At 69.6% G+C, this 25,144-nt stretch carries 22 protein-coding genes; 15 read left to right on the forward strand and 7 right to left on the reverse strand.

The window, feature by feature from the left end:
• Window positions 1–17: 17 nt before the first annotated feature.
• Window positions 18–1,127 (reverse strand): polyprenyl synthetase family protein, encoded by a 1,110-nt coding sequence (locus NC4_RS34565; RefSeq protein WP_067547350.1) that lies wholly within the window; start codon window positions 1,125–1,127, stop codon window positions 18–20.
• A gap of 237 nt (window positions 1,128–1,364) precedes the next feature.
• Between NC4_RS34565 and NC4_RS34570 the strand changes: the two genes are divergently transcribed.
• Window positions 1,365–2,363 (forward strand): methylenetetrahydrofolate reductase, encoded by a 999-nt coding sequence (locus tag NC4_RS34570; RefSeq protein WP_084530051.1) that lies wholly within the window; start codon window positions 1,365–1,367, stop codon window positions 2,361–2,363.
• 178 nt (window positions 2,364–2,541) lie between these two features.
• Complete coding sequence (locus tag NC4_RS34575) at window positions 2,542–3,300, forward strand: hypothetical protein (protein ID WP_067547476.1); 759 nt, start codon at window positions 2,542–2,544, stop codon at window positions 3,298–3,300.
• A 185-nt stretch (window positions 3,301–3,485) separates the two neighbouring features.
• On the opposite strand, the gene NC4_RS34580 is transcribed toward NC4_RS34575, so the two are convergent.
• The 6 genes from NC4_RS34580 to NC4_RS34605 all read right to left on the reverse strand — a co-directional run bounded on the left by NC4_RS34580 (window position 3,486) and on the right by NC4_RS34605 (window position 9,012).
• A complete protein-coding gene (locus tag NC4_RS34580; protein ID WP_084530052.1) occupies window positions 3,486–4,784 on the reverse strand; it encodes a glycosyltransferase family 2 protein in 1,299 nt (432 codons plus the stop codon).
• Window positions 4,781–5,425: an LppM family (lipo)protein gene (locus NC4_RS34585; RefSeq protein WP_169814929.1), complete on the reverse strand. Its 645-nt coding sequence runs from the start codon at window positions 5,423–5,425 to the stop codon at window positions 4,781–4,783. Before NC4_RS34585 ends, NC4_RS34580 begins: the two co-directional genes overlap by 4 nt.
• A gap of 123 nt (window positions 5,426–5,548) precedes the next feature.
• Window positions 5,549–6,322: a carotenoid biosynthesis protein gene (locus tag NC4_RS43605; RefSeq protein ID WP_157555403.1), complete on the reverse strand. Its 774-nt coding sequence runs from the start codon at window positions 6,320–6,322 to the stop codon at window positions 5,549–5,551.
• A 64-nt stretch (window positions 6,323–6,386) separates the two neighbouring features.
• Window positions 6,387–6,839 carry a hypothetical protein gene (locus NC4_RS43610; RefSeq protein WP_067547357.1) on the reverse strand — a complete coding sequence of 151 codons (453 nt, stop codon included), beginning with the start codon at window positions 6,837–6,839 and terminating at the stop codon, window positions 6,387–6,389.
• Window positions 6,836–8,404 (reverse strand): phytoene desaturase family protein, encoded by a 1,569-nt coding sequence (locus NC4_RS34600; RefSeq protein WP_067547360.1) that lies wholly within the window; start codon window positions 8,402–8,404, stop codon window positions 6,836–6,838. Before NC4_RS34600 ends, NC4_RS43610 begins: the two co-directional genes overlap by 4 nt.
• The gene (locus NC4_RS34605) at window positions 8,401–9,012 is read right to left on the reverse strand and encodes a GNAT family N-acetyltransferase (protein WP_067547489.1); all 612 of its coding nucleotides are present in this window, start codon (window positions 9,010–9,012) and stop codon (window positions 8,401–8,403) included. Before NC4_RS34605 ends, NC4_RS34600 begins: the two co-directional genes overlap by 4 nt.
• Before the next feature lie 184 nt (window positions 9,013–9,196).
• Between NC4_RS34605 and NC4_RS34610 the strand changes: the two genes are divergently transcribed.
• The 13 genes from NC4_RS34610 to NC4_RS34675 all read left to right on the forward strand — a co-directional run bounded on the left by NC4_RS34610 (window position 9,197) and on the right by NC4_RS34675 (window position 25,064).
• Window positions 9,197–9,637 carry an SAV_6107 family HEPN domain-containing protein gene (locus NC4_RS34610; RefSeq protein WP_067547362.1) on the forward strand — a complete coding sequence of 147 codons (441 nt, stop codon included), beginning with the start codon at window positions 9,197–9,199 and terminating at the stop codon, window positions 9,635–9,637.
• Between the two features lie 125 nt (window positions 9,638–9,762).
• A complete protein-coding gene (locus NC4_RS34615; protein WP_067547366.1) occupies window positions 9,763–10,185 on the forward strand; it encodes an SCO2097 family morphological protein in 423 nt (140 codons plus the stop codon).
• A 451-nt stretch (window positions 10,186–10,636) separates the two neighbouring features.
• Entirely contained in the window at window positions 10,637–11,068 is a 432-nt protein-coding gene (gene mraZ / locus NC4_RS34620; protein ID WP_067547369.1) for a division/cell wall cluster transcriptional repressor MraZ, read from the forward strand.
• Window positions 11,069–11,262: 194 nt separating this feature from the next.
• Window positions 11,263–12,246, forward strand: coding sequence for a 16S rRNA (cytosine(1402)-N(4))-methyltransferase RsmH (rsmH, locus tag NC4_RS34625; protein WP_067547372.1), 984 nt, complete (start codon window positions 11,263–11,265; stop codon window positions 12,244–12,246).
• 52 nt (window positions 12,247–12,298) lie between these two features.
• A complete protein-coding gene (gene ftsL, locus NC4_RS34630; RefSeq protein WP_245722126.1) occupies window positions 12,299–13,096 on the forward strand; it encodes a cell division protein FtsL in 798 nt (265 codons plus the stop codon).
• A 143-nt stretch (window positions 13,097–13,239) separates the two neighbouring features.
• Complete coding sequence (locus NC4_RS34635; protein ID WP_067547375.1) at window positions 13,240–15,039, forward strand: peptidoglycan D,D-transpeptidase FtsI family protein; 1,800 nt, start codon at window positions 13,240–13,242, stop codon at window positions 15,037–15,039.
• A gap of 136 nt (window positions 15,040–15,175) precedes the next feature.
• The gene (locus NC4_RS43615; protein WP_084530054.1) at window positions 15,176–17,056 is read left to right on the forward strand and encodes a Mur ligase family protein; all 1,881 of its coding nucleotides are present in this window, start codon (window positions 15,176–15,178) and stop codon (window positions 17,054–17,056) included.
• Entirely contained in the window at window positions 17,053–18,528 is a 1,476-nt protein-coding gene (locus NC4_RS34650; protein ID WP_067547378.1) for a UDP-N-acetylmuramoyl-tripeptide--D-alanyl-D-alanine ligase, read from the forward strand. The genes NC4_RS43615 and NC4_RS34650 overlap by 4 nt, the downstream gene beginning before the upstream one ends.
• Window positions 18,525–19,601, forward strand: a complete 1,077-nt coding sequence (mraY, locus tag NC4_RS34655) for a phospho-N-acetylmuramoyl-pentapeptide-transferase (RefSeq protein ID WP_067547381.1) — start codon at window positions 18,525–18,527, stop codon at window positions 19,599–19,601. The genes NC4_RS34650 and mraY overlap by 4 nt, the downstream gene beginning before the upstream one ends.
• A 52-nt stretch (window positions 19,602–19,653) precedes the next feature.
• A complete protein-coding gene (murD, locus tag NC4_RS34660; protein WP_067547384.1) occupies window positions 19,654–21,096 on the forward strand; it encodes a UDP-N-acetylmuramoyl-L-alanine--D-glutamate ligase in 1,443 nt (480 codons plus the stop codon).
• Window positions 21,093–22,637 carry a putative lipid II flippase FtsW gene (gene ftsW, locus NC4_RS34665; protein ID WP_084530055.1) on the forward strand — a complete coding sequence of 515 codons (1,545 nt, stop codon included), beginning with the start codon at window positions 21,093–21,095 and terminating at the stop codon, window positions 22,635–22,637. The genes murD and ftsW overlap by 4 nt, the downstream gene beginning before the upstream one ends.
• A gap of 102 nt (window positions 22,638–22,739) precedes the next feature.
• Entirely contained in the window at window positions 22,740–24,185 is a 1,446-nt protein-coding gene (gene murC / locus NC4_RS34670) for a UDP-N-acetylmuramate--L-alanine ligase (RefSeq protein WP_067547495.1), read from the forward strand.
• 6 nt (window positions 24,186–24,191) lie between these two features.
• Entirely contained in the window at window positions 24,192–25,064 is an 873-nt protein-coding gene (locus tag NC4_RS34675; RefSeq protein WP_084530057.1) for a cell division protein FtsQ/DivIB, read from the forward strand.
• Window positions 25,065–25,144 lie beyond the last annotated feature (80 nt).

Below are 25,144 nucleotides of genomic sequence, written 5' to 3' on the forward strand. Positions count from 1 at the left end.
TTCGTGAACCCGCGCCGTCAGTAGGCGCGCGCGGTGGCCGCCAGCGCCATGTCCCGCAGCTGACGTTTGGCGTCATCGGTCGCGGTACTCGCGTCCAGGGCGGTGAGGGCCTGTTCGGTGAGACTGGTGATGCGCTGCTCGACCGCGTCCACCGCACCGAGATCGGTGAGAACCGTGCGCAGGTCGGCGACCTGCTCCGGCGTCACATCGGTGCCCAGGCTGGTCCGGATGAGCATGGCGGCCGAGGGATTCGTCTGGTCCGCGCGCTGCAGGGCCTCGGCGATGAGCACGGTCCGCTTGCCTTCGCGCAGATCGTCCCCGGAGGGTTTGCCGGTCACGGCCGGATCCCCGAACACGCCCAGCAGATCGTCGCGCAGCTGGAAGGCGATGCCGATATCGGTGCCGAACTCGCGATAGGCGGCAACCAGTTCCGGATGCGCCCCGGCCAGCGCCGCGCCCATGTGCAGCGGGCGTTCGATGGTGTACGCCGCGGTCTTGTAGCGATTGATCCGCATGGCCGCCGCGACGGATTCGTCCCCACCGGCCTCACCGTGGATATCGAGCAGCTGCCCGCCCAGCACCTCGGTGCGCATGGCCGCCCACACCGGCGCGAACCGGGCCTGCGCCCCGGCGTCCAGACCGGCATCGCGGGTCATGTCATCGGCCCAGGCCAGTGCCAGATCGCCGATGAGAATGGCGACGCTGGTCCCGTACTGCGCCGCATCGCCGACCCACTGCCGATCCAGATGCCGCTGTTCGTAATCCACGTGCACGGCCGGGAATCCGCGCCGGGTGCGCGAGGAATCGATGATGTCGTCGTGAATCAGCGCACACGCCTGCACCAGTTCCAGCGCCGAGCAGGCGGTCAGCACCGCTTCGGCCTGCGGATCCTCCGGATCGCGGCCCGCGCCCAGCCAGCCGGTCCAGGCGAAGGCGGGGCGGGTGCGCTTACCGCCGCGTAGCACGAAGGATTCGAGCGCCTCGGTGGCCGCGGTGAACACCGGTCCGAGTGGTTCGACGATCTCCCGCCGCGTCGCGAAAAAGCCGGTGAGGCGGTCCTCCACGGCAGCGACGAGCGATCCCGCGCCGACGGGCTGGCGGGTCGGGGTACCGGGTCCGGCGGACAGAGGAACCTCCTGGGGTGAGAGCCGCGCTGCGAGTCATGGTGGCCGCGGGCAGGTTACGCCCCCGACTGTACCGAGCGGCCCTTCCCGGCAGCGAGCCGGTCATACCGCGCGAATCCGTCACACTGCATGGTCAGCGGGCCGGTCGGAGACCGCGGGCGGGCCCGTCACGTGCGCCGATATTTCCCCCGGATCCAGGGGGAATGCGAACCTGCGGCGTGCGCCCCTTAAAATGGCCCGGTGAGTTTCGACAATGTACGGGGATATTCGACCCCTGGCCGAGTTTCCCGCACACCGCAAGTGTCCGGAACTCCCTCGGTGGTGCAGCAGCTGGGCCCGCGGCCCGATGGGTCCGTCCCGTTCTCGATCGAGTTCAACCCGCCGCGCGACGCGGCCGGTGAGGCGCGGCTGTGGCGCGCGGCCCGGGAATTCGAGCGGCTGCATCCGGCCTTCGTGTCCATGACCTACGGTGCGGGCGGTTCCACTCGCGATCGCACCATCCGGGTGACGGGTCAGCTGGCCCGCGAGACCACCCTGCTGACGGTGGCGCATCTCACCGCGGTCGATCACAGCGTGGCCGAACTGCGCTCGATCGTCGGCGCGTACGCGGATTCGGGTATCCGGAATCTGCTGGTGCTGCGCGGCGATCCGCCGGGCGATCCGCTCGGGGACTGGGTCAAGCATCCCGAGGGCGTGGAGTACGCCGAGGAACTGGTGCGCATGGTCCGCGATCTCGGTGACTTCCACGTGGGCGTGGCCTCGTTCCCGCAGGGGCATCCGCGCTCCACCGATTTGGATACCGATACCGAGTTCCTGCTCGCGAAACTGCGTGCGGGCGCGGAGTATTCGATCACCCAGATGTTCTTCGACGCCGAGCATTACCTGCGCCTGCGCGATCGCGCGGTCAAGGCGGATCCGGTCGAGGGCGCCAAGCCGATCATTCCGGAGCTCATGCCCATCACCTCGCTGCGCACCGTGGAGCGCGCCGTCGAGCTGTGCGGCCGCGAACTGCCCGCCTCGGTGATGGAACGCCTGCACAAGGCCGCCGGTGACGGCCCGGAGGAGAACCGGGCGGCCGTACGCGCCGCCGGTATCGAGATCGCCACCGAGATCGCGCAGCGCCTCATCGACGAGGGCGCGCCTTGCCTGCACTTCATCACGCTGAATTTCGCCAAGGCCACCAGCGAGGTGCTGGCGAATCTCGGCTATACGGTCTCCGCCGCCCCGGTGCACGCCTGAGCGAGCAGATGGCCGGGGCCTGAACGCCGTCCTGCCGTTGGCTGAACAGTGTCCGGCCGCCGCTCGACGTGGTCGAACGCGTTCGGCGTGCCGGGTGAAATGTCGGGATTGTGCTGGTCGCCGGGGTAGCGTGCGTCCACCGCGACGTTGCGGATCGTGACGCTGAGAGGTGGCCCGCATGCCCGTGTTGCACAACCTCGTCCGTGTCGCAGGCGCGCTGAGCGCCTGCGCGGTCCTGGCCACCGCCCCGGCCGCTGCCGCCCCGAGCGGCCCGGCAGGCGACTCCGCCACGAAGCCGATAGCGGATGCGGACGGCACCACCGACGCTTCCGTTGTCATCGCCGCCCTCGCCCGCGCGGGCGAAACCGCCGCACCCTCCGACTGGTTCACCGCGTACGGCGAAACCCTTGGCGGTCTGCGCACCCTCGGCGTCGACCCCTTCCTCTACCCGACCGCCGCCCCCTTCTGCCTGGGCAGCACCGCCCTCGGCATCGCCCCCGCCGTGGCGGGCACCATCCCCGGCCCCTGGCCCAGATACACGGTTTCCGTTCCCGGACTCGACCTTTCGGCCGTCAAATCCGGCCAGGCCATGTTCGCCTTCGTCCCCTACGGCCTCAACCCCGACGGCGCCGACACCGCGGGCATGCAGGTCGCCTGGCTCAACCTCACCAACGGCAAGAGCGGCCTCACCCCCATGGGCCCCCTCAACCAGGTCCTCAGCGGCATGATCCCGCCCGCCGTCCCCAACGAACTCCGCCCCGTCGTCGAACGCGCCGTACACGACTACTTCGCCAGCGCCCTACCCCAGGGCGGCGTCCGCGCCGTCCCCGTCGACACCGGCTCCGGCACCGTCCTAGCCGCCATGTTCGGCATAGTCCGCAACGGCGCCACCTCCTGCTTCTTCTTCCCCACGGTCGGCCTCACCCCCGTTCCCTGACCGCCGCCCATGCCCGAGTGCCGGTGCGGTGAGCGTGGTGCGATTGGCCGACAGCGGCGGGTAGTCGGCGACCCTGATCGGATGCACCAGTGCTGCAAGCGCATTCATGCGGGTTGGGCGTCCGTGGGACTCGGTGGAGCTCGAGGTCGGGCCGCGACGGCGGTGGCCCGCCCTGACCGCCGCATTCACGAGGATTCCCGGCTGCTGAGCGCGCGGCCTTTCCATACCAGCGTGCCGCGATCGTGGGCGCGATGAGAGCGGGCGGACAGTCGTAGATAGGCCGCGATCGAGATCGGATGCGCCAGTGTCGCAGTCAGATCAGCAAGGCTCGGTCGCCCGCCGGACTCGGTGGAGCGGGCCAGTAGCCGACCGGTCACGGCGGCGGTGTAGCCGAGAATGCCGATGCGGCGCAGTCGTCCGCGACCGAATATGGCTGCCAGCGGCGGTAGCCAGAAGGCCAGAGCCGCTCCGGCGCCGACCGCGGTGCTGCCCGCGCGGCCGCCGTAGGCCGACCACAGCCAGCGGGAGTAGCCCTCGTCCACTTCCGTTGAGCTCCTGTACATGCGGGTGTGCGCCAGACGTCCACCGGCGACCAGGGCGGTGCGCCGACCTGCTCGGCGCAGCTGCCGGGCGATGGCCAGATCCTCGGTCACCTGGTCCGCCACGGCCGTGTGCCCTCCGGTGGCGCGATACGCGGTGGCGTCGAAGACCAGGAATTGGCCGCAGGCGACCGCAGTCGACGGTCGCAGGCTGCGGTTGGCCGCGATGACCGGTAGCGAGGCGGCCCATGACCAGCACAGCAGCGGTTGGACCAGCGCCTCGGCTACGGATTCCGCTCGCTGCACGGGCCACGGGCACACCAGTGCCGCACCCGTCCGGCGCAATTCGCCGACCGCCGCCGCGATCGCCGTGCTCCGCAATCGCACATCGGCGTCCAGGAAGACGAGTGCTCCGGGTTCGTCCGAGACTGTCTGCGCGAGCGCCTGTTCAGCTCCGATCCGGCGCAGGGTCGTTGCGGCGTCGCCCGGCCACGTACCGGCACCATCGGCCGACGGATGGCGTGTAGCGCCGCCAGGCATCGCGGGGGCGTCGATGCCCGCCAGCTCCGCCAGTCGCGCACAGGCCGCGTTCTTTCCCGTCCAGCCGTCTGGTGGCTCGATTTCGTTGCGCACCACGGTGAATCGAGGGTCTTCGCCAACGGCATCGAGCGCGGACCGATAGGTGTCGTCGGTCGAGGCGTCGTCGAGTATCAGGACGCGCAGTCGCGGAACGGCCTGTTGCGCACGGAGATCCGCGATGAGGTCGGGGAGGCGGTCGGCTTCGTTGCGGGCTGGCACGCAGACGGTGACCGGTTCGATGACCGTGTGCGTGTCGGTTCGCAACTGGCGCAGGGTGATTCGGTTGATTAGGGCGAGACCGGCGCCGAGCGCGGCGATCGCCGTTCCGGCCCGCACCGCGTATTCGCCGGTGCGGGAGCCGATCATCGGTTGGTGCGGTCCGGGCGGATCCAGCGGGCGGCGCGGACGTAGGCGGGCGGATCGGGGTTGCGGGTCATGTAGGCGAGGACCGCGACGACGGCCGCCACGGCGAGGGTGATGCCGCCGACTATTCCCGCCCAGCCCGCGAAGGAGCGGGTATTGGGGTCGGCGTAGCCGACTTCGGCCTTCAGGGGCGAGGACTCCCCGGCGGGGAGTTTCCAGGTGACGACGGAATCGCCTTCGCGGGTGCCGTTGGTGGTGGCGACGCGGGCGGGGAAGGCCATGGTGAACTGCACGTCCGAACCGTGCGGGGGCAGGCTCTTGAGGTCCACCCGGCCGTTGAGGGTGACCAGGTCGCCGGAACGGGTGAAGTTGAGCTGGAACATGCCCTGGGTCTGATCGGACAGGGCGCCGAGCTGCTGCACCTCGCCGAAAGTGAGGTCGTCGAAGTAGACCTGGCTGCCGACGTAGCCGTCCTGGGTGTAGGGCGTGACGCGCACCTTGGCGGCGAGGGCGTCGGGCGCGTTCAGCTGCGGGCCCTTGTCATTGTCGGTCTGCGGAACGGTGGCGGCCACGATCCGCCCGGACACCCGGTCGTTGGAGGAGACGCCCATCGACGCCTGCACCCGCAGGCATCCGGTCAGCATGAGCGCCAGCGCCGCGAACAGCACCGCCGCCGATATCCGCACCCACCGGCGGTGTCTGCGCACCGGAGTCACCGGCTCGCGCGTTGCGTCTGCTGTATCGGGGTTCGGACTCGGCTGCACGGCTCACATCGTGCCATGGCGTGCCGGGCCCAGCGTGATCCGACGGGCCCGTAACTCGCGAACCAGCGGAATCCCCAGCGCCGCCAGCCCGGTCAGCCCGTACGCGGCCGAGACCGGCAGCCCCAGGAACACCGCGTGCGCCAGCCCCGAACCGAGCCAGGTCCACAGGAACACCGCGACCGGAACCACCAGCGCGGCTCGATTGTCCGCGGCAGTCCTGTCCCACAGGTGCAGCAGCCCGGCCATGACCAGCCCCACCCCGAACCATCCCAGATAATTGGTGAGCGGAATCTCGCTCAGCCCCGGCAGTCCCGGCACACCCGAGCACCAGGTCCACTGCCCGTCGGCCACCATCTGCGGATCCAGGAACAGATCCCAGCCCACCGCGCCCAGCGCGGTCAGCGGAATCCGCACCCGCGCAGCCGAACCCAGCAGTCCGGCCACGATCCAGACCGGATACACCCCGCCCGTCCAGGCCAGCGGCACCACCAGCGGCACCCCCGCCAGCTCCGGTCCGAGCCTGCCGGTGGCGTACTCGTAGCACCCGAACGGCGCCCCGGTGGCCGTGCCCACGATCTCGGCCGCCAGCCCGACTCCGGACAGGATCACCAGAAGCCCCGCCGCCCAGCGCAATCCGCGCGTGAGCGCGGCATGCACCAGCGCCGTGGCCGCCGACAATGCCACGACCGCGATCGTCACCCGGTCGCGCGCCGCGCCCGCGGTCAGCGGATACGCGATCTGCACCGCGACCAGCAGCACCGCGGGCGCCGCCGCGATCAGCAGCCGCGTGCGGTCCGCCGAGCCGAGCGCGGCCGGGGTGCTCACCGCGCGAATTCCGGAGTCACTGTTCGGATTCCGGATCCGCGCCGGTATCCTCGGGCGTCGCCGCCTCCTCCTGATGTGAGCGTGCCTGGAAGAAGCTGGCCGCCTTGCGCGGATTCGAGCGCACGCCGCGCGGCCCGCGATGCACCTCGTCCACGGCGGTTTCCACGGTGGGCTCGGCGATTTCCACCGCGGCCTCGGCGACCGGAGCCCCGAGGCCCGGCACCGGATCGGGCCGGTCCGGCAGTTCCGCGCCCGGCTCGCGGCGGGGCAGCCGCCCCGCGCCGCGCGGCCAGAATTCGGCGATGGCCTCGTCCTGGCGCTTGTCGAAGGTGGCGGGATCCCACTGCGCGAGGCCGTGCGTGGCGGCGGGCCGGTGGCGGCGCGAATCATCGCCTCCGGCAGCGTGTTTGGGAATGGCCGCAGCGGATGGCTGCTGCGGTTCGGGCTGAGATGGAGAGTCTTCGATCATCGATTCAGTAGCGGTATCCGGGTTCGGCGTAGGTCGCGGTGGACAAGGTGTGCGACGCTGCGGCCGCTGGCACCGGACACACCGCCACCCGGATGGGTGGAGGCGCCGGTGAGATAAAGCCCGGCTGCGCCGGGGACTCGGTGGTTGGACAGTTCGGGGATCGGCCGCCACATGAACATCTGATCCAGTGACATTTCGACATGCATGACATTGCCACCCAGCAGGCCCATTTCGCGCTCTATATCGGCGGGTGTCTGCACGAATCGTTGCCGGATCCCGTTCGCGAAACCCGGTGCGTGGGCCTCCACCTCGGCAATGATGTGATCGCCCTCCCGTTCCGCGTGATCGGCCCAGGAGCTGCCGTCGGCCAGCGCGTACGGATGCCACTGCGCCCACAGCGACAGCTGCTGCTCACCCGGCGGGGCGATACCGGGATCGAGCGCGGAGAAACTCATGGCCAAGACGACCGGCCGCGGCGGGAGATCCCCGGCCAGCGCGGCGCCGTGCGCTCGCCGCAGCTCACGGCGGTCGCTCACCAGAAGTTGCAGCCCGTGGGCGGATTCGGCGGTGCTCGCGCCCGGGTATCGCGGCAGCTCGCGCGCCGCCGCCCAGACGACCATGCCGATGCCGGGACCGACCCGAATGCGCCGCCGCCAGTCCCGCAGCGGCGCGGCATCGAACCCGCCCCGCTCCAGCAGATCCAGTGTCGTGAGAATGTGTGTGCCCGAAATCACGGTGTCCGCGTACAGATTTCGGCCGCCCGCGGTCCGGACCCGCCAACCCTTGCCCGAGCGTTCGACGGCGGTGACGGCGTCACCGCCGGTCACGGTCCCGCCGTCGGCGCGCAGCCGCTCGACCAGCGCCGCGCTCAGCGCCCCGCTCCCGCCGACCGCGCGGCCCGGCGGCAGCGTGTGCATGAGCGCCGCGAAGCCGACCATGGGCGCGGACCCGGGTTCGGACATGGGCGGCCCGGACTGCGCGCCCCACCAGGCCAGCGCCGCCTTCAGCCGTTCGTCGTCGAAACAGCTGTCCAGCAGCGCGTCCCCGGATTGCAGGAACTCCCGCGACAGCGCACTGCCGCCGTTCTTCGCATCCAGTCCCCAGAACGACCGCAGCAATCGGCCTGGCGTCGGCGCACCCGAGAACGACCGCATGACGCGCGCGGTCCGGGGTCCCCAGACCCGCACGAAACGCCGATACGCCGCGGCATCGCGCTCGCCGCAGGCCGCCGCGATGGACGCGCAGGTGCGGTCCAGATCCTGGCGGAAGACGATCGGCGGCAGGTCCGTGCCCGGCGGCGCGGGCGCGAAAGCCCAAGGATCGCAGTCGATATAGCGAAGCCCGAACCGTTCCAGTTCGAGCTCCTCGATGATCCCGGTGTGCCGGATCATGATGTGCGCCGAGGAGCCGCGATCCACCCGATGGCCCGGGAACCGTTCCACCGTCGAAACCGCCCCGCCCAGCACGGTATCCCGCTCGAGCACCTCCACCCGATGCCCGTCCCGGGCCAGATAACAGGCGGCGACCAGCGCATTGTGGCCGGAGCCGATGATCACAACGCTCACAGGGGCAGCCGCCGACCGAGCACCGCGAATCGGCGGGTGTCGCCGGAGAAGATGAAATGCCGCACCACATCGCCGAATCCGGCCCGCCGGTACAGCTTCCAGGCCCGATTCGCCTCGCGGTCCACCTCGGGTGTGGACAGCAGCACGGTCCGCTCGGGGCGGTTCTGCAGCAGCCGGGTGAGCAATGTCTCCCCGATGCCGCGCCCCTGCGCGCTCGGGTGCACGTGCAGCTCGGTCAGTTCGAAGTAGTCCGAAAGCAGGTCGCGCGCCACGTGTTCCGGCCATCCTGTGCGCCGCATGCCGCTGTACACCTGCTGATGCCACCACTGGTGCGGCGCACCGTGATAGCCGTAGGCAATGGCCACGATGGGCGCGGTCCGCAGATCCAGGCGGCCGTCGTCATCGGGCAGGACGGCGGCCACGGCCTGCCAGCCCGGGCGGGTGGTGTGCTCGGTCCACATGGGCGCGCGCTGATGTTCGGTGCCGCGCGGATAGTCCATGGCCGCGACGTAGACCGCCAGGGCATCGGACAGCCGGGCGCGCAGGGTCGCGGCCGAAAGATCGACGACGACGGGTGCGGGCGTGGTGTTCGGGGTTACGGCGGTCATCGGGCAGGCGCGGCTCTCGTTGGCGGCGGACAATGGGTCCGACGATAGCGCCGATGTCGTGCACCGGAACTTGTCGGTGGGTCTCTCTATATTCAAACTCAATTGAAACCTTCGAATACCTGTTCGATCTTCCTGGAGGCCCCAGTGCCTGGATTGTCGGGGTATGCGAGTGGGGAGGTACCCGATGACCGGTAGAAATCAGCGCCCGGCCCACCTCAGCCGAGCCGGTGAACTACTCCGTCGCGCCGACAACCTGTTGATGGAGGCGGCGGGGGAGCAGCAGCCTGCCGAGCGTTTCCGCACCGCCTACCTGGCGGCCCTGCGCGGCGCCGGGGCGGTGCTCGCCCTCACGGGCGCGGACCGGGCCCCGCGGGCCCGCTCCCGCAATGCCTGGGTGCTCATGCAACACGCCGCACCGGAATTCGTGATGTGGGCGGACTACTTCAGCGCCCAGTCCGAGACCCGCGCCGCCCTGGAGGCCGGATTGCCGCGTCCCGTCGATGATCAGCGCGCCGACGAGTTCGCTTCGCGGGTAGGCGCATTCCTGCATGACGTGGAAGATCTGCTCGCATCGGCCGCCAAGTTGAAGCCTTCGACAGGGTGGGTTGCTGGAATGCTGGCGTGAGTATCGGCGAGTAGGTGGTCGGGTTCTGATCGAACTCGTATTATTGGTGACAGACAGCCGCCAAGGTCGGCTATCTGTCGCTATCCCGGAGGCGACTGCCACTACCTAGTGCCGGGGGAGGTACCGTGCCACTCTCAGAGCACGAGCAGCGCATGCTCGAACAGATCGAGAGCGCGCTCTATGCTGAGGATCCCAAGTTCGCCTCGACAGTCCGGGGCGGACGGCTACGTTCTGCCACCGGACGACGCAGACTTCAAGCAGCAGCGCTCTTCGCCATCGGCTTGTTCCTACTCGTCGCGGGTATTGCCGCGCCGATCAAGCTGGGCGATTTCCCGATCATCTCGCTCGTCGGTTTCATCGTGATGTTCAGCGCGGGAGTGCTGTTGCTGATCGGTGGCCCTCGGATGAACTCCCAGGGCGCCCGCCCTGGCGATGCGAATCCGACTCCTGGGTCCGGTCCGGCCGGACGGGGTAAACAGCGCAAACAGGGCGGTTTCTCCTCCCGCATGGAGGACAGGTTCCGTAGAAGGTTCGAGCAGGACAACTGATCCGCGCAAAGGGCTCCTCGCATCCGTGCGAGGGCCGAGTGTGATCGGCTAACTGAAACGATCGCGACACGCCGTGGCGCCACACCGATTCCAGGTGCGGCGCCACGGCGTTTCTTGTGCATCTTTGTACGGCGTGTCGGAGGGGTCCGGAGGCTCCCCACAGCTCCCCACGAAGATCCCCCACCGCGCTCCACGCGTGCCGGAAATGCGCGCTATCTGCGGGTTTGCTGATAGTTGTCGGGTCCCTGTCGGCGCGCGTCGCGCGTGTCGGGGGAACTGCGAGGAAATCTCCCCACACCCGTGATAGCTGGTTTGACCTGCGAAGTTCGCCAACCGAGGACCGAGATCACCGCTGCTTTCGATTGAAAGTGGGGGAAAGTGGGGTAATGTGGAGCGCGCACTACAGGGAGCCGTACGGTCGAGGGGTGATCCGGTAGGAGGTGTCGGGAGCTTGTTTCTCGGTACCTATACCCCCCGATTGGACGACAAAGGGCGACTCACGTTGCCTGCGAAGTTCCGGGACGAGCTGGCGGGAGGGTTGATGGTCACGAAAGGACAGGACCACAGCCTTGCCGTTTATCCGAAGGACGAGTTCACCGCGCTGGCGCGGCGAGCTGCGGCCGCCTCCCGGTCCAACCCGCAGGCACGGGCTTTCGTCCGGGCGTTGGCGGCCTCCACCGATGAACAACGACCGGACGCACAGGGCCGGATCATGTTGTCGGCCGAACACCGCCGCTACGCGAACCTGACGAAGGATTGCGTGGTGATCGGCTCGGTCGACTTCCTCGAAATATGGGACAAGGCGGCGTGGGATTCGTACCTCGCCGAGCACGAGGAGGATTACTCGCAAGCCAGAGACGAGTCGCTGGGCGGGATTTTCTAGCCCGCAGCGAGGCGAGTGCCCTGCGGCCTCTGCCCGACACCGACCCTGACGTACTTCCCCAACGCCAGGTGCGGTGCTTCGGTCAGAGACCACTGGGCATTGGCCACAGCCACTGAAACATTCAGTGAAGTCCGAATCGCAAGCGACCCACGCGGCCGTGCGAACGAACGTGAGGCAGGATCCGGGAGGGCTTAATGCACCGCAGCAGTGACGGCCCCCGCCATGTTCCGGTTCTCCTCCATCGCGCCGACGAAATCCTCGGTCCCGCACTGGAATCCGTCGACGGCGCCGTCTATCTGGACTGCACGCTCGGATTGGGCGGCCATGCCGAGCACTTCCTGCGGACCTACCCGAATATTCGCCTGGTGGGCCTGGATCGCGATACCAATGCGCTGAAGCTGGCCGGTGAGCGACTACAACCGTTCGCCGACCGGATCACCTTGGTGCACACCAGGTATGACGGCATCGCCGACGCACTGGAGGAGGCCGGGCTACCCGCCCGGGGTTCGGTGCGCGCGATTCTCATGGACCTGGGCGTGTCCTCCATGCAGCTGGACGAGGCCGACCGCGGCTTCGCCTACTCCGTCGACGCGCCGCTGGATATGCGCATGGATTCCAGCACCGGCCCCACCGCGGCCGACATCCTCAATACCTACAGTCACGGGGAGCTGGCCCGGGTGCTGAAAACCTATGGCGAGGAACTATTCGCGGGCAAGATCGCCGCGGAGATCGTGCGCCGCCGCCAGCGCACCCCGTTCACCACCAGCGCCCAGCTGGTGGAGTTGCTCTACGACGCCATTCCCGCGGCCTCCCGCCGCACCGGCGGCCATCCGGCCAAGCGCACCTTCCAGGCGCTGCGGGTGGAGGTCAACCGGGAACTCGAATCCCTGGAAGCGGCCCTGCCCGCGGCCCTCGACGCGCTCGCGCCGGGCGGCCGGATCGTGGTCATGAGCTATCAGTCCCTCGAAGACCGCGTGGTCAAGGCGGAATTCGCGCAGCGCTCGGCCTCGCGCACCCCCTTGGATCTGCCGGTCGAGCTGCCCGGGATGGGCCCGGAATTCCGGATCCTCACCCGCGGCGCGGAGAAGGCGACACAGCAGGAGATCGACGAGAACCCGCGGGCCACCCCGGTGCGCATGCGGGCGGCGGAACGGATCGCAGGGGAGGAGCAATCATGAAGTTCCGGAATCGAGGGTGGCAGGTGCGTTCCCGGCGAAACGGGGCCGCCCTATGACGATTCAGAAGCAGGCGACGGGCCGGGGGGCCCGCCGGGTGCAGGCCGCGGAACGGGTGAAATCCGGTGCGGCGCAACGGGCCTACGCCTGGCGGCGGAGCCGTGAGCAGGGCCGGGTGGAGCTGCCGCCCATGCTGCGGCGCACCGGGGAGCCCATGCCGCGCGGCCGGATGTCGTTCGTGGCCACGATCATCGCGCTGCTGGGCTGCGGTCTGGCGCTCACGCTGCTGCTCACCACCCGCGCCACCGAGGACAGCTATCAGCTCGGCGACGCCCGCCGGGTGAACCGGCAACTGGCCGATGAGCGCGCCGCGCTGGCGCGCGATGTCGAGGCGGCCGATTCCGCGCCCGAATTGGCCGCGCGCGCCGCCGAACTGGGCATGATCCCGGCCAAGGATCCGGCCCGCCTGGTGGTGGGGCCGGACGGCCAGGCGATCGTGGTCGGCGATCCTAAGCCCGCGCAGGGACCGCCCGTCCCCCCGCTCAATACCACCCCGGCCGCTCCGTCGGCGCTGCCGCCCGCGCTGGCGCAGGCGCAGGGTGAGCGTCTGGTGCCCGTGACCACCACCCCGCCGACCACCCCGAACGCACCGGCCACCACCGCGCCCAATCCGGCCCAGGCCCCGCAGAATCTTGCGCAGGTGCCGCAGCCTCCGGCGCAGGCTCCGCAATTGGCGCAGGACCCGCAGAATCCGGCGCAGCCGGGTGCGCAGAATCCGCAGCCGCCAGCCCCGCAGCCGCCCGCCCCGCAGGCGCCCGCGGTGCAGGCCGCGCCGGATGGGGCGGCGCGATGAGTCCTTCGGTCCGCGGCCGTGATTCGGGCCGGGGCCGTTCCGATTCCGGCCGGGCGCGCGCCGCCTCCGGCCGGGGCCGGTCCGGCTCGGGCCGTGCGAGTTCCGGGCCGGGCCGCCAGCACAGACCGCGGCCCGCTCCGGGTATGGACGCCTCGACGCGATTCCGGTTCGGAGTGGGGCGCATCGTCATACTGGTGGCCCTGCTGGTGACCGCCGCCCAATTGCTCTGGATTCAAAGCATTTCCGCGCCGAAACTGTCCGCGCAGGCCGCCGATCAGCGCAGCGTGACCCTGCCGGATCCGGCCACCCGCGGACCCATCCTGGATCGCTACGGCAAATCGCTCGCCTTCACCATTGCCGCCAAGAAGCTCAGCTTCCAGCCGGTGAAGGTGCGCAAGGATCTCGCCGACGCGCACGCCAAGAGGAACACCGCGCCGGAACCGGACGCGCGACTACAGGCCATCGCCAAGTACCTGCACGAGAAGCTGGGCAACGACGCGCCGGAGAAGGACGTGCTGGCCAAACTGCGCAGCGACGATCCGTTCGTCTACCTGGTGCACAATATGGACCCGCGCATCGCCTCCGATATCAAGCTGGAGTTTCCCGAGGTCGGCGTCGAACGCGAGGATATGCGCGAATATCCCGGTGGCGCACTGGCCGCCAATGTGATCGGCGCGACCGGCTGGGACGGGCACGGCCAGATCGGGCTGGAGTCCTCCATGGACGCCATCCTGGCGGGCACCGACGGTTCCATGACCTACGACCGCGGCTCCGACGGCGCGGTCATCCCGGGCAGCTGGCGCGACCGGCAGCCCGCCGTGAACGGTTACGGCGTGGAGCTGACCCTGGATTCGGATCTGCAGTACTACGTGCAGCAGCAGGTGCAGCAGGCCCGCGAGCTGTCCGGCGCGCAGGCCGCCTCGGCGGTAGTGCTGGACGCGCACACCGGCCAGGTGCTGGCCATGGCCAACGACAACACCTTCAATCCCGCACTGGGACCGGAACATTGGTCCTCCTCGGATCTGGGCAACCCGTCGGTGCAGGAGGTCTTCGAGCCGGGCTCGGTGAACAAGATCGTCACCGCCGCCGCGGCCATCGAATACGGCCTCACCAATCCCGATGAGGTGCACCAGGTTCCGGGTGAGATCTTCACCGGAGGCGTGACCGTGCACGATGCGTGGGAGCACGGCACGACGCCGTTCACCACCACCGGCATCTTCGGCAAGTCCTCCAATGTGGGCACGCTCATGCTGGCGCAGCGCATCGGCGAGGACCGGTACTACGACATGCTGCTCCGCTTCGGGCTGGGCCAGCGCACGGGCGTGGGTCTGCCGGGCGAGAGCCCCGGCGTGCTGCCCGCCCGCGATCAATGGTCCGGCTCGACCTTCGCGAACCTGCCCATCGGCCAGGGTCTTTCGATGACGACCCTGCAGATGACCGCCATGTACCAGGCCATCGCCAATGACGGAGTGCGGATCCCGCCGCGCATAGTGAAGGCCAAGATCGCCCCGGACGGCTCCCGCACCGAGGAGGAGCAGCCGGAGGGCGTCACGGTGGTGAGCCCGCAGACGGCGCAGACGCTGCGGGACATGTTCCAGTCGGTGGTGCAGCGCGATCCGCGCGGCGTCCAGACCGGCACCGGCGCGCCCGCCTCCATCGAGGGGTATCAGATCGCCGGGAAGACGGGCACCGCGCAGCAGATCGATCCCAAGTGCCGGTGCTATTCGACCGACCGCTACTGGATCACCTTCGCCGGTATCGCGCCCGCCGACAATCCGCGCTATGTGATCGGCATGATGCTCGACGCGCCGGTGCGCAGCTCCGACGGCAGCGGCGGCGGATCGGTCGCGCCGCTGTTCCACAGCATTGCCTCCTGGGCCTTGCAGCGGGATCGGGTGCCGCCGTCGCCACCGGCCAAACCATTGATTTTGCAGGCGAGTTAGAGCAAGTAACGAATGGACGTGATGTGTACCGCCCTCGGCGCGCGCACCGGCGGGTGACGGAACTGCGCCGTGCCGATCGCACGGCGATCCAGCACAGGTAACCTGACTCGTCGATCCGAATCATGGACGAAAATCCATGACCCAGATTCTTACCGATTCGCATCCTGGAAGGAGTTTCGTGCCCGCGCAGACCAACCCGCAGGTGCTTCGGCCCACCGCTCCGCCGGTGACCGCCCTGCGTGCGGTGGCCTCGCTCACGGGCGCGAGCCCGGTGCAGGTCTCGGTCCCGGACGATGTGCAGATCACGGGGATCGAGCAGCGCTCGAATGCCGTGCTGCCGGGCGATCTGTTCGCCGGGCTGGCCGGAGCCAAGGCGCACGGCGCGCGCTTCGCCCGGGATGCGGTGGCGCGGGGCGCGGTCGCGATCCTCACCGATCCGGCGGGCGCGGAGCTCATCGGCGAGATCGAGGTGCCGGTGCTGGTGCACGACGCGCCGCGCGCGGTGCTCGGCGAGTTGTCTTCGGCTCTTTACGGTGATCCGTCTCGCAAACTGCGCATTGTGGGCATTACCGGTACGTCCGGCAAAACGACCACCTCCTATCTGGTGGAGGCCGGGCTCGCCGCGGCCGGACTGCGCACCGCGCTCATCGGCACCATCGAAACCCGCATCGGCGGCGTCCAGGTGCCGAGCGCGCTCACCACGCCCGAGGCCCCGCAGCTGCACGCCATGTTCGCGCTCATGGTCGAACAGGGCGTGCAGGCCGTCGTCATGGAGGTCTCCAGCCACGCCCTGGCGCTGGGCCGCCTGGACGGCGTGAGCTTCGCGGTCGGCGCGTTCACCAACCTCTCCCAGGACCACCTCGACTTCCACAGCGACTTCGAGGACTACTTCGCCACCAAACGCCGCCTGTTCATTCCGGACGGCCCCGACACCGCCGCCACGCCGCGCCCCGCGGTGGCCGCGCGCACGGCGGTCATCTGCGTGGACGACGAGTGGGGCCAGCGCCTCGCGGCGGATGTCGCCGCCGCATTGCCCGATCCCGGGCAGGTCGCAGCGACCTCGGCAGGTGCTTCCCGCAGCGGCGGAGGAGATCTCAGCGGCACCACGGAGTCGGGCACCGCCTCGGCCGCGGCGCGAATGGACGTGCCATCCGCGAGCGGCGCGGTGGCGGCAGGCTCCGGCGCGGCAGGGGATTGCGGCCACGCGGGGGTGGATTCCGCGACGGAGGCTTCCATCGGGGTCCACGCTCTCGAGACCGTCGCGACGCGGGCCGGGGCGCGGGCGGACTGGACCGCGAGCGCTGCCACGGCCGCGCCGGGCGGCATTCAGGAATTCGCCCTGCATGCGGCCGGTGAATCCGGTCCGGGTACGAATATCGGTGTGCGACTGCGGCTTCCGGGAAACTACAACGTCGCCAACGCATCGCTCGCAGTGGCCGTGTGCCGGGCCGCGGGCGTGGATCCGGCCGTCGTCGCCGCCGCGCTGGGCGAGGTCGATGTGCCGGGGCGCATGCAGCGCGTCGATCAGGGGCAGGAATTCCTGGCCGTGGTCGACTACGCGCACAAGCCCGCCGCCGTCGAATCGGTGGTGGCGACCTTGCGTGCGCTGCTGGCCGAGCAGGGACGCGGGCGTCTGGCGGTGGTGGTCGGCGCGGGCGGTGATCGCGACGCCGGGAAGCGCCCGCTCATGGGGGCGGCCGGGGCGCGCGGCGCCGATCTGCTCGTCATTACCGACGACAATCCACGCGGTGAGGATCCGGCGGCCATCCGCGCCGCGGTCCGGGCCGGGGCCGAACAGGTTCCCCCGGGCGAACGCGGAGAGGTCCGGGAGGTGGGGGACCGGGCCGCCGCGATCGCGGCCGCCGTCGACTGGGCGCGGCCCGGTGACGTGGTGCTCGTCGCGGGCAAGGGACATGAGACAGGGCAGGAGATTTCAGGCGTGAAGTATCCGTTCGACGACCGCGAGGTGCTCGCGGCAGCTCTGTCGCGGAAGACGAGGGACCTGACGCATTCATGATCGAGATGACTTTGCGGGAGATCGCGTATGTCGTGGGCGGCACGCTGCACGACGCGCCCGACCCCGACGTGAAGGTCACCGGCGCGGCCGAATTCGATTCGCGCCGTATCGGTTGCGGTGATCTGTTCCTGGCGCTCCCCGGAGCCAATGTGGACGGCCACGAGTTCGCGGCCAAGGCGATCGCGCAGGGCGCGGTCGCGGTGCTGGCCGCGCGGCCGGTGGGCGTGCCCGCCATCGTGGTGCCGCCACAGCCGCACGCGCCCAGCCGGGCCATCGCGCTGGCGCACGATTCCGACGGCTCCGGCGCGGCGGTCCTGGAACCCCTCGCCAAGCTGGCGCGGGCGAGCGTGGACCGGCTGGTAGCGGCCGGTGGGATGACCGTGGTCGGCGTGACCGGCTCCTCCGGCAAGACCTCCACCAAGGATCTGATCGCCGCCGTGTTGGCCCCGCTGGGACCGGTGGTGGCCCCGCCCGGCTCGTTCAACAATGAGATCGGGCATCCCTGGACGGCCTTGCGTGCCAATGCCGATACCCGTTTCCTGGTGCTGGAGCTGTCCGCGCGCGGGCCGGGACATATCAAGGCGCTCACCGAGATCGCCCCGCCCAGCGTCGGCGTCGTGCTCAATGTGGGCGTCGCGCACCTGGGCGAGTTCGGCAGTCATGAAGTCATCGCGCAGACCAAAGGCGAACTGGTGGAAGCCCTTCCGCCGACCGGCCTGGCCGTGCTCAATGCCGACGACCACCTCGTCGCCCGGATGGCCGAGCGCACCCGGGCGCGCGTGGTGACCGTCGGCCAGGCTTCGACCGCCGATGTGCGCGCCACCGATGTGGTGCTCGACGAGCAGGCGCGGGCGCGATTCACCTTGCACCACAACGGCGAGAGCGTGCCGGTCCACTTGGCCGTGCACGGTGAGCATCAGGTCGGCAATGCGCTCGCCGCCGCCGCCGTCGCCCTGCACCAGGGCGCGGATCCGGCGACCGTCGCGCGGGCGCTGGCCGGTGCGGCCGCCGTGTCGGAACGCCGCATGGACGTCAAGACCCGGGAGGACGGCGTCACCGTCGTCAACGACTCCTACAACGCCAACCCGGATTCGGTGCGCGCCGCCCTCAAGGCGCTCGTCACCATGGCCAAGGCCGGTCCCGCACCGCGCCGCAGCTGGGCCGTGCTCGGTGAAATGGGCGAACTGGGCGAGGAATCCGTACTCGAACACGACAAGATCGGCCGCCTGGTGGTGCGCCTGGACGTGGACCAGCTCATTGTGGTGGGCGCGGGCCGTCCGGTGCGCGCCATGTTCCAGGGGGCCGTGCAGGAAGGTTCCTGGGGTGAGGAAGCCATACACGTGCCGGATATCGAATCCGCCATCGCACTGCTCGACGACGAACTCGGGCCGGGTGACGTGGTGCTGGTGAAGGCGTCCAAGTCCGTGGGACTGTGGGCCGTGGCCGAACATCTCGTGGAGGCCGCGCGATGACTCAGATTCTGCTGTCGGCGGCCATCGCGCTCGCCGTCTCCATTCTGCTCACCCCCGTGGTGATCAGGTATTTCGCCAAACAGGGCTTCGGCCAGGAGATCCGGGTCGACGGCCCGGAATCGCACAAGGCCAAGCGCGGCACCCCCACCATGGGCGGCGTCGCCATCCTGGCCGGTATGTGGGCCGGTTATCTGGGCTCGCACCTGATCTCCATGAGCTATGGCGAGCCCGGCCCGTCGGCCTCAGGCCTGCTGGTCATGGGCCTGGCCACCGCGCTGGGCGGCGTCGGCTTCCTGGACGACCTGATCAAGCTGCGCAAGCAGCGCAATCTGGGTCTGACCGCGGCCGGTAAGTACATCGGCCAGCTGGGCTCGGCGGTCATCTTCGGCGTGCTCGCCCTGCAGTTCAAGGGCGCCAACGGCTTGACCCCCGCCAGCCGCCACCTGTCCTACACCCGCGACATCACCACGGTGTCCATGGGCGTGGTCATCTTCCTACTGTTCGTCAGCCTGGTGGTCGTGGCCTGGTCCAATGCGGTCAACCTGACCGACGGCCTGGACGGTCTGGCAGCCGGATCCATGTCGCTGGTGCTGGGCGCGTACATGATCATCACCTTCTGGCAGTGGCGCAATGCCTGCTCCACCCATCCCGAGGCCGGGTGCTACAACGTGCGCGATCCGCTGGACCTGGCGCTGGTGTGCGCCGCGGGCGGCGCGGCCTGCATCGGCTTCCTGTGGTGGAATGCCGCGCCCGCCAAGATCTTCATGGGCGATACCGGATCACTGGCGCTGGGCGGCCTGCTCGCGGGCCTGTCCGTCACCACCCGCACCGAACTGCTCATGGTGGTCGTCGGCGCGCTGTTCGTGATGGAGGCGCTGTCGGTGATCCTGCAGGTGGCGGTGTTCCGCACCACGCGTAACCGATTGTTCAAGATGGCACCGTTCCATCATCACTTCGAATTGAGCGGATGGGCCGAAACGACGGTGATCATACGATTCTGGTTGCTGGCCGGTATGGCCTCGGCAATCGGTCTTGGCCTGTTCTACAGCGATTACCTTTCCGCGGTCGGGTGAGTGAGCAGCAATGGTCGAACATTCTCCGAGGGTCCTACGTTCTCCGGGACCCATGCTCGAATTTCTGCGTGGGCGTGACGTTCTCGTCGCCGGCTGGGGCGTCTCCGGCCGGTCGCTGATCGAACCGCTGCACGATATCGGCGCACGGCCGATCGTCACCGACAACGGCGAGAAGGCGCTGGCCGAGGCCGCCGAACTCGGGCTGGCCACCGCCACCTGCGCCGAACTCGCGGAACCCGGTGCGCTGCAACGGTTCGCGCTGGTCATCACCAGCCCGGGCTGGCGGCCGGACTCGCCGGTGCTGGCTTCGGCTGTGACCGAGGGCATTCCGGTGTGGGGCGATGTCGAGTTCGCCTGGTGGGTGGATCAGGCGCGCATCTACGGGCCGGTCCGCAAGTGGCTGGTGGTGACCGGCACCAATGGCAAGACCACCACCACCCAGATGACGCACTCCATCCTGCGTGCGGCCGGTATTCCCTCCGTGGCCTGCGGCAATATCGGGCTGCCCATCCTGGACGCGCTGCGACGCAATCCGGGTCCGCAGGTGCTCGCGGTGGAACTCTCGTCGTTCCAACTGCATTGGGCTCCCTCGGTGCGCCCCGAAGCGGGCGTGGTGCTGAATGTGGCCGAGGATCACCTGGATTGGCACGGCGGCCTGGACGCCTACGCCGCCGCCAAGGCGCGCGCCCTGACCGGACGCGTCGGCGTGGTCGGCCTCGACGATCAGGTCGCGGCCGCGTTGGCGCGAAAGTCCAAGGCGCGCCGCACCGTCGGCTTCCGCATCGGCGTACCCGCCGACGGCGAACTGGGCGTGGTGGACGGCAAACTCCTGGACCGCGCTTTCACCAAGGCCGCCATCCTGGCCGAGACCGCCGATATCAGCCCGCAGGGCCCGGCCGGTGTGGCCGACGCCCTGGCGGCCGCCGCGCTCACCCGATCCATCGACGTGGCCCCGCAGTTCGTGAAAGAGGGCCTGCAGGAACACAAGGTCGGCCCGCACCGCGCCGCCTTCGTGCGCGAGCTCTCGGGCGTCGAGTTCGTGGACGACTCCAAGGCCACCAATCCGCACGCCGCGCGGTCGTCGATCATGGCCCACCAGAACGTGATCTGGGTCGCGGGCGGTCAGCTCAAGGGCGCCAATGTCGAGGATCTCGTGGAGGAGGTGCGCGAGCATCTCGTCGCCGCCGTGCTCGTGGGCGTCGACGCGCCGGTGATCGCCGCCGCACTCGCGCGACACGCGCCGGATGTCCCGGTCGTGGAGCTGAGTTCGGGGGACGATCAGAAGATGGGTGACCCCTTCACCGAAATCGAGCCCGACGCGGTGATGGACCGTGCGGTCCGGGTGGCCGCCGGATTCGCCACCCGCGGCGACACCGTGCTGCTGGCCCCGGCCGCGGCCTCGCTGGACATGTTCGCCGACTACACGCACCGCGGCCGCAGTTTCGCCGCGGCGGTGCAGGCCTTGGACGAGAAGGACATCGGGAGCCCGCAGTGAGTGCCGCGCCGCGGCGGGCCGCCCGTTCGGCGGCGGCCCCCGCGACGCGACCGGCGGCCAAGACCGCCTCCCGGCGCACCGGCACCAGCTGGTTCGCCGTCTGGCTGGCCCGGCCGCTGGCCTCGTTCCACCTGGTGGTCGCCATCGCGGTGCTGCTCACCGTGCTCGGCCTGGTCATGGTGCTCTCGGCCTCCAGCGTCGAATCGTATGCCGGTGGCAAATCGGCGTATTCGCTGTTCATCCAGCAGGCGGTGCTGGCGGCCTTCGGCGCGGTGCTGTTCTATATCGCGCTGCGGATTCCCATGCGGCTCATGCGGCAGCTGCCGTTCCCGGTGTTCGTGCTGTCGGTGATCCTGCTGGTGCTGGTGCTCATTCCGGGCATCGGCACCGAGGTGCAGGGCTCGCGACGCTGGTTCGACCTCGGCTTCGTCTCCGTGCAGCCCTCCGAGATCGCCAAGGTGACCCTGGTGGTGTGGGGTTCGCACCTGCTGGCCTTGCGCATGTCGGAGAAGGCCGGGTACAAGGACATTCTCATGCCCCTGGTGCCCGCCGGGCTCATCGTGTGTTTCCTGGTCGTGCTGGAACCCAACCTGTCCACCACCATCGCGCTGGGCATCGTGCTGGCCTCGCTGCTGTGGTTCGGCGGGCTGCCGCTGCGCATGTTCGTCACCATCGCGGTCTCCGGCGGCGTGGCGGCGGCCATCCTGGCGCTGTCGGCCGGATACCGCTCCGACCGCATGCGCGCGTTCTTCAATCCGGGCGACGATCCGCAGGGCATCGGCTACCAGGCCCGCCAGGCGCTGTATTCGCTTGCCGACGGCGGCATCTGGGGCCGTGGGCTCGGGCAGTCCCGGGCCAAGTGGAGCTATCTGCCCAATGCCCACAACGATTTCATCTTCGCGATCATCGGCGAGGAACTCGGATTTCTCGGATGTTCGCTGGTGCTGGGGCTTTTCGCGCTGTTCGTCTACACCGGTCTGCGCATCTCGACGCGTTCGATCGACCCGTTCCTGCGGTTGCTGACCGCCTCGGCCACCACCTGGATCACCGGTCAGGCGCTCATCAATGTCGGCTATGTGGTGGGTCTGCTGCCGGTGACCGGACTCCAGCTGCCGCTGGTCTCGGCCGGTGGCTCGTCACTGGCCATCACGCTGTTCATGTTCGGCATCATCGCCAATGCGGCCCGGCACGAACCGGAGGCGGTTGCGGCGCTGCACGCCGGACAGGACGGCCGGGTGAGCCGGTTGCTGCGGCTGCCCAAACCCGAAATGTATTCCCCCGCACGGGCTCAGGCCGCGCGGTCGCGCCCCAAGACCAAACCCAAGGCCGCCAAGGCGGCCAAAGTGAAGGGTGCGTCGCCGCGCAAGGCGCTGCCGCCCAGCGGCCGTGGTCGGGGCGGCTCCGACCCCGTCCCGCGCCGCTCGATAGATTCGGACTCGGCCCGGCGTACCAGCCGCTCCACCGAATCGTGGCGCAGCACCCGCGCCTGGGAGCCCAGCTATCCCATGAGGCATGCGAGAGACGAACGAGGTAATAGGTGACAGTGGAGCGGCGTCGTGACTGAAGCACCGGATACCGAACAGACGGAGAATGAGACCGTGGTGCGGGAAACCGACCTGCCGGAAGAGTTGCAGCGGGTGCACATGATCGGCATCGGCGGTGCCGGTATGTCCGGAATCGCCCGAATTCTGCTGTCCCGCGGGGGCATGGTGTCCGGATCGGACGCCAAGGAGAGCCGCGGTGTGCTGGCGCTGCGCGCCCGGGGCGCCCAGGTGCGCATCGGCCATGCCGCCGACGCCCTGGACCTGCTGCCCGACGGGCCGACCGCCGTGGTCACCACCTACGCCGCCATCCCCAAGACCAATCCCGAACTGGTGGAGGCGCACAAGCGCGGCGTGCCCGTGCTGCTGCGGCCCACCGTGCTGGCCTCGCTCATGCAGGGCCACAAGACGCTGCTGGTCTCGGGCACGCACGGCAAGACCTCGACCACCTCCATACTGGTGGTCGCCCTGCAGCACTGCGGTTTCGACCCGTCCTTCGCGGTCGGCGGCGAACTCAACGAGGCGGGCACCAATGCCCACCACGGCACCGGCGGCATCTTCGTGGCCGAGGCCGACGAGAGCGACGGCTCGCTGCTGCAGTACGCGCCGGACGTCGCGGTGGTCACCAATATCGAATCCGACCATCTGGACTACTTCGGTTCCGATGAGGCGTACGTCCAGGTCTTCGACGATTTCGTGGACCGGTTGCAGCCCGGCGGCCGCCTGGTCGTATGCGTGGACGATCCGGGCTCGCTGGGCCTGGCGCAGCGCACCGTGGAGCGGCTCGCCGATGATCCGCGCGGTATCGAGGTGATCGGGTACGGGTCGGGCGAGTCGGCTGGTTCCTCGGTGCCGATCGGCGCGCGGCTGGAGTCCTGGGAGCCGCGCGATGTGGGCGGCGTCGCGGTGTTCCAGCTCTCCGATGAGCCCGCGCCGCGCTCGCTGCGGCTGTCGGTGCCCGGACGGCATATGGCCCTCAATGCCCTCGGCGCCCTGCTGGCCGCCCGCGCGGCCGGGGCCGATCTCGGCGAAATCATCCAGGGCCTGGAGGGTTTCGGCGGTGTGCACCGCCGCTTCCAGCTCACCGGCCGCGAGCACGGAGTGCGCGTCTTCGACGATTACGCCCACCATCCGACCGAGGTGCGCGCGGTGCTCTCCGCCGCCGCCGAACTGGTCGCCCAGGAGGCCCGCGACGGCGCCCGCTCGCGCCCGGGCCGGGTCATCGTGGTCTTCCAGCCGCACCTGTACAGCCGCACCGCCACCTTCGCGACCGAATTCGGCGCGGCCCTCTCGCTGGCCGACGAGGTCGTGGTGCTCGACGTCTACGGCGCCCGTGAGGAGCCGCTGCCCGGCGTGAACGGCGCGCTGGTGGCCAATGCGGTCACCAAACCCGTGCACTACCAGCCGGATATGTCGCGCGTCGGGCGGCACGTGGCCGCCCTGGCCCGCCCCGGCGATGTCGTGATCACCATGGGCGCGGGCGATGTCACCATGCTCGGCAGCCAGATCCTCGACGGGCTGCGGGCCCGCCCGGCGCACGGGAGGTAAGCGGCCATGCGTTCGGGCGGGGGAGCGGACGACGGCAGAGCGGACGACGCCGCGGTGGAGGACTGGGACGACCTGTACGACGACGAGGATCTCCATCGCGGCCCCGGTTCCGCAGCGGCCGACCGGGATTCGGACGGACCGGGATCGACCGCGGCCGCCGCGGCCCGGCGGGCCCGATTGCGACGCGGCCGGTCGGATTCCCGGCTGGCCAAGGCATGGCGGTCGCCGCGTGTCCGCATCGGCACGGCCGTCGGCGTGGTGCTGCTCATCGCGCTGGGCGCGGTCGCCTATTTCACGCCGGTGCTGTCGGTGCGCACCGTGCGCGTGGACGGGCTGCTGGCCGTGCCGGAGCAACAGGTTCTCGATGTGCTGGAAGTCCCACGGGGACTGTCGATGATGCGCATCGACACCACCGCCATGGCCGAACGCGTGGCCGCCCTGCCCAAGGTCCGGTCGGTGCGGGTGCAACGGGTGTTCCCGTCCAGCGTCCGGGTGACCGTCGAGGAGCGCACCGCCGTGCTCTGGTTCAACAGTCCGGACGGTCCGCACCTGGTCGATTGGGACAGCGTGCAATTCGCGATCGAGCCGCCCCCACCGGGCATTCCCGAACTGGTCACCCCGCACCCGGGCGGCGCGGATCCGGCGACCCGCGCCGCGGTGGCCGTGCTCGCCGCCGCCCCGCCGGACCTACGCCTGCAGGTGGGAGAGATTGCGGCCCGTTCGGTTTCGGATATTGCCCTCGAGTTGCACGACGGCCGCACCGTGCTGTGGGGCGGTGCGGGCGATTCGGCGCGCAAGGCGGCGGTGGTCGGACCCCTGCTCACCCAGCCCGGCACGGTGTTCGACATTTCGAGTCCGAATCTGGTCACGGTAAAGTGAGCGATACCCGTTGGGCCGCCGAAAAATTCGTCGGCTTGCCGGAATGTCACCGTCGGCGACTATCCGGCACCGGAGAGCAA

Source organism: Nocardia crassostreae, assembly GCF_001613405.1.
Lineage (GTDB): Bacteria > Actinomycetota > Actinomycetes > Mycobacteriales > Mycobacteriaceae > Nocardia > Nocardia crassostreae.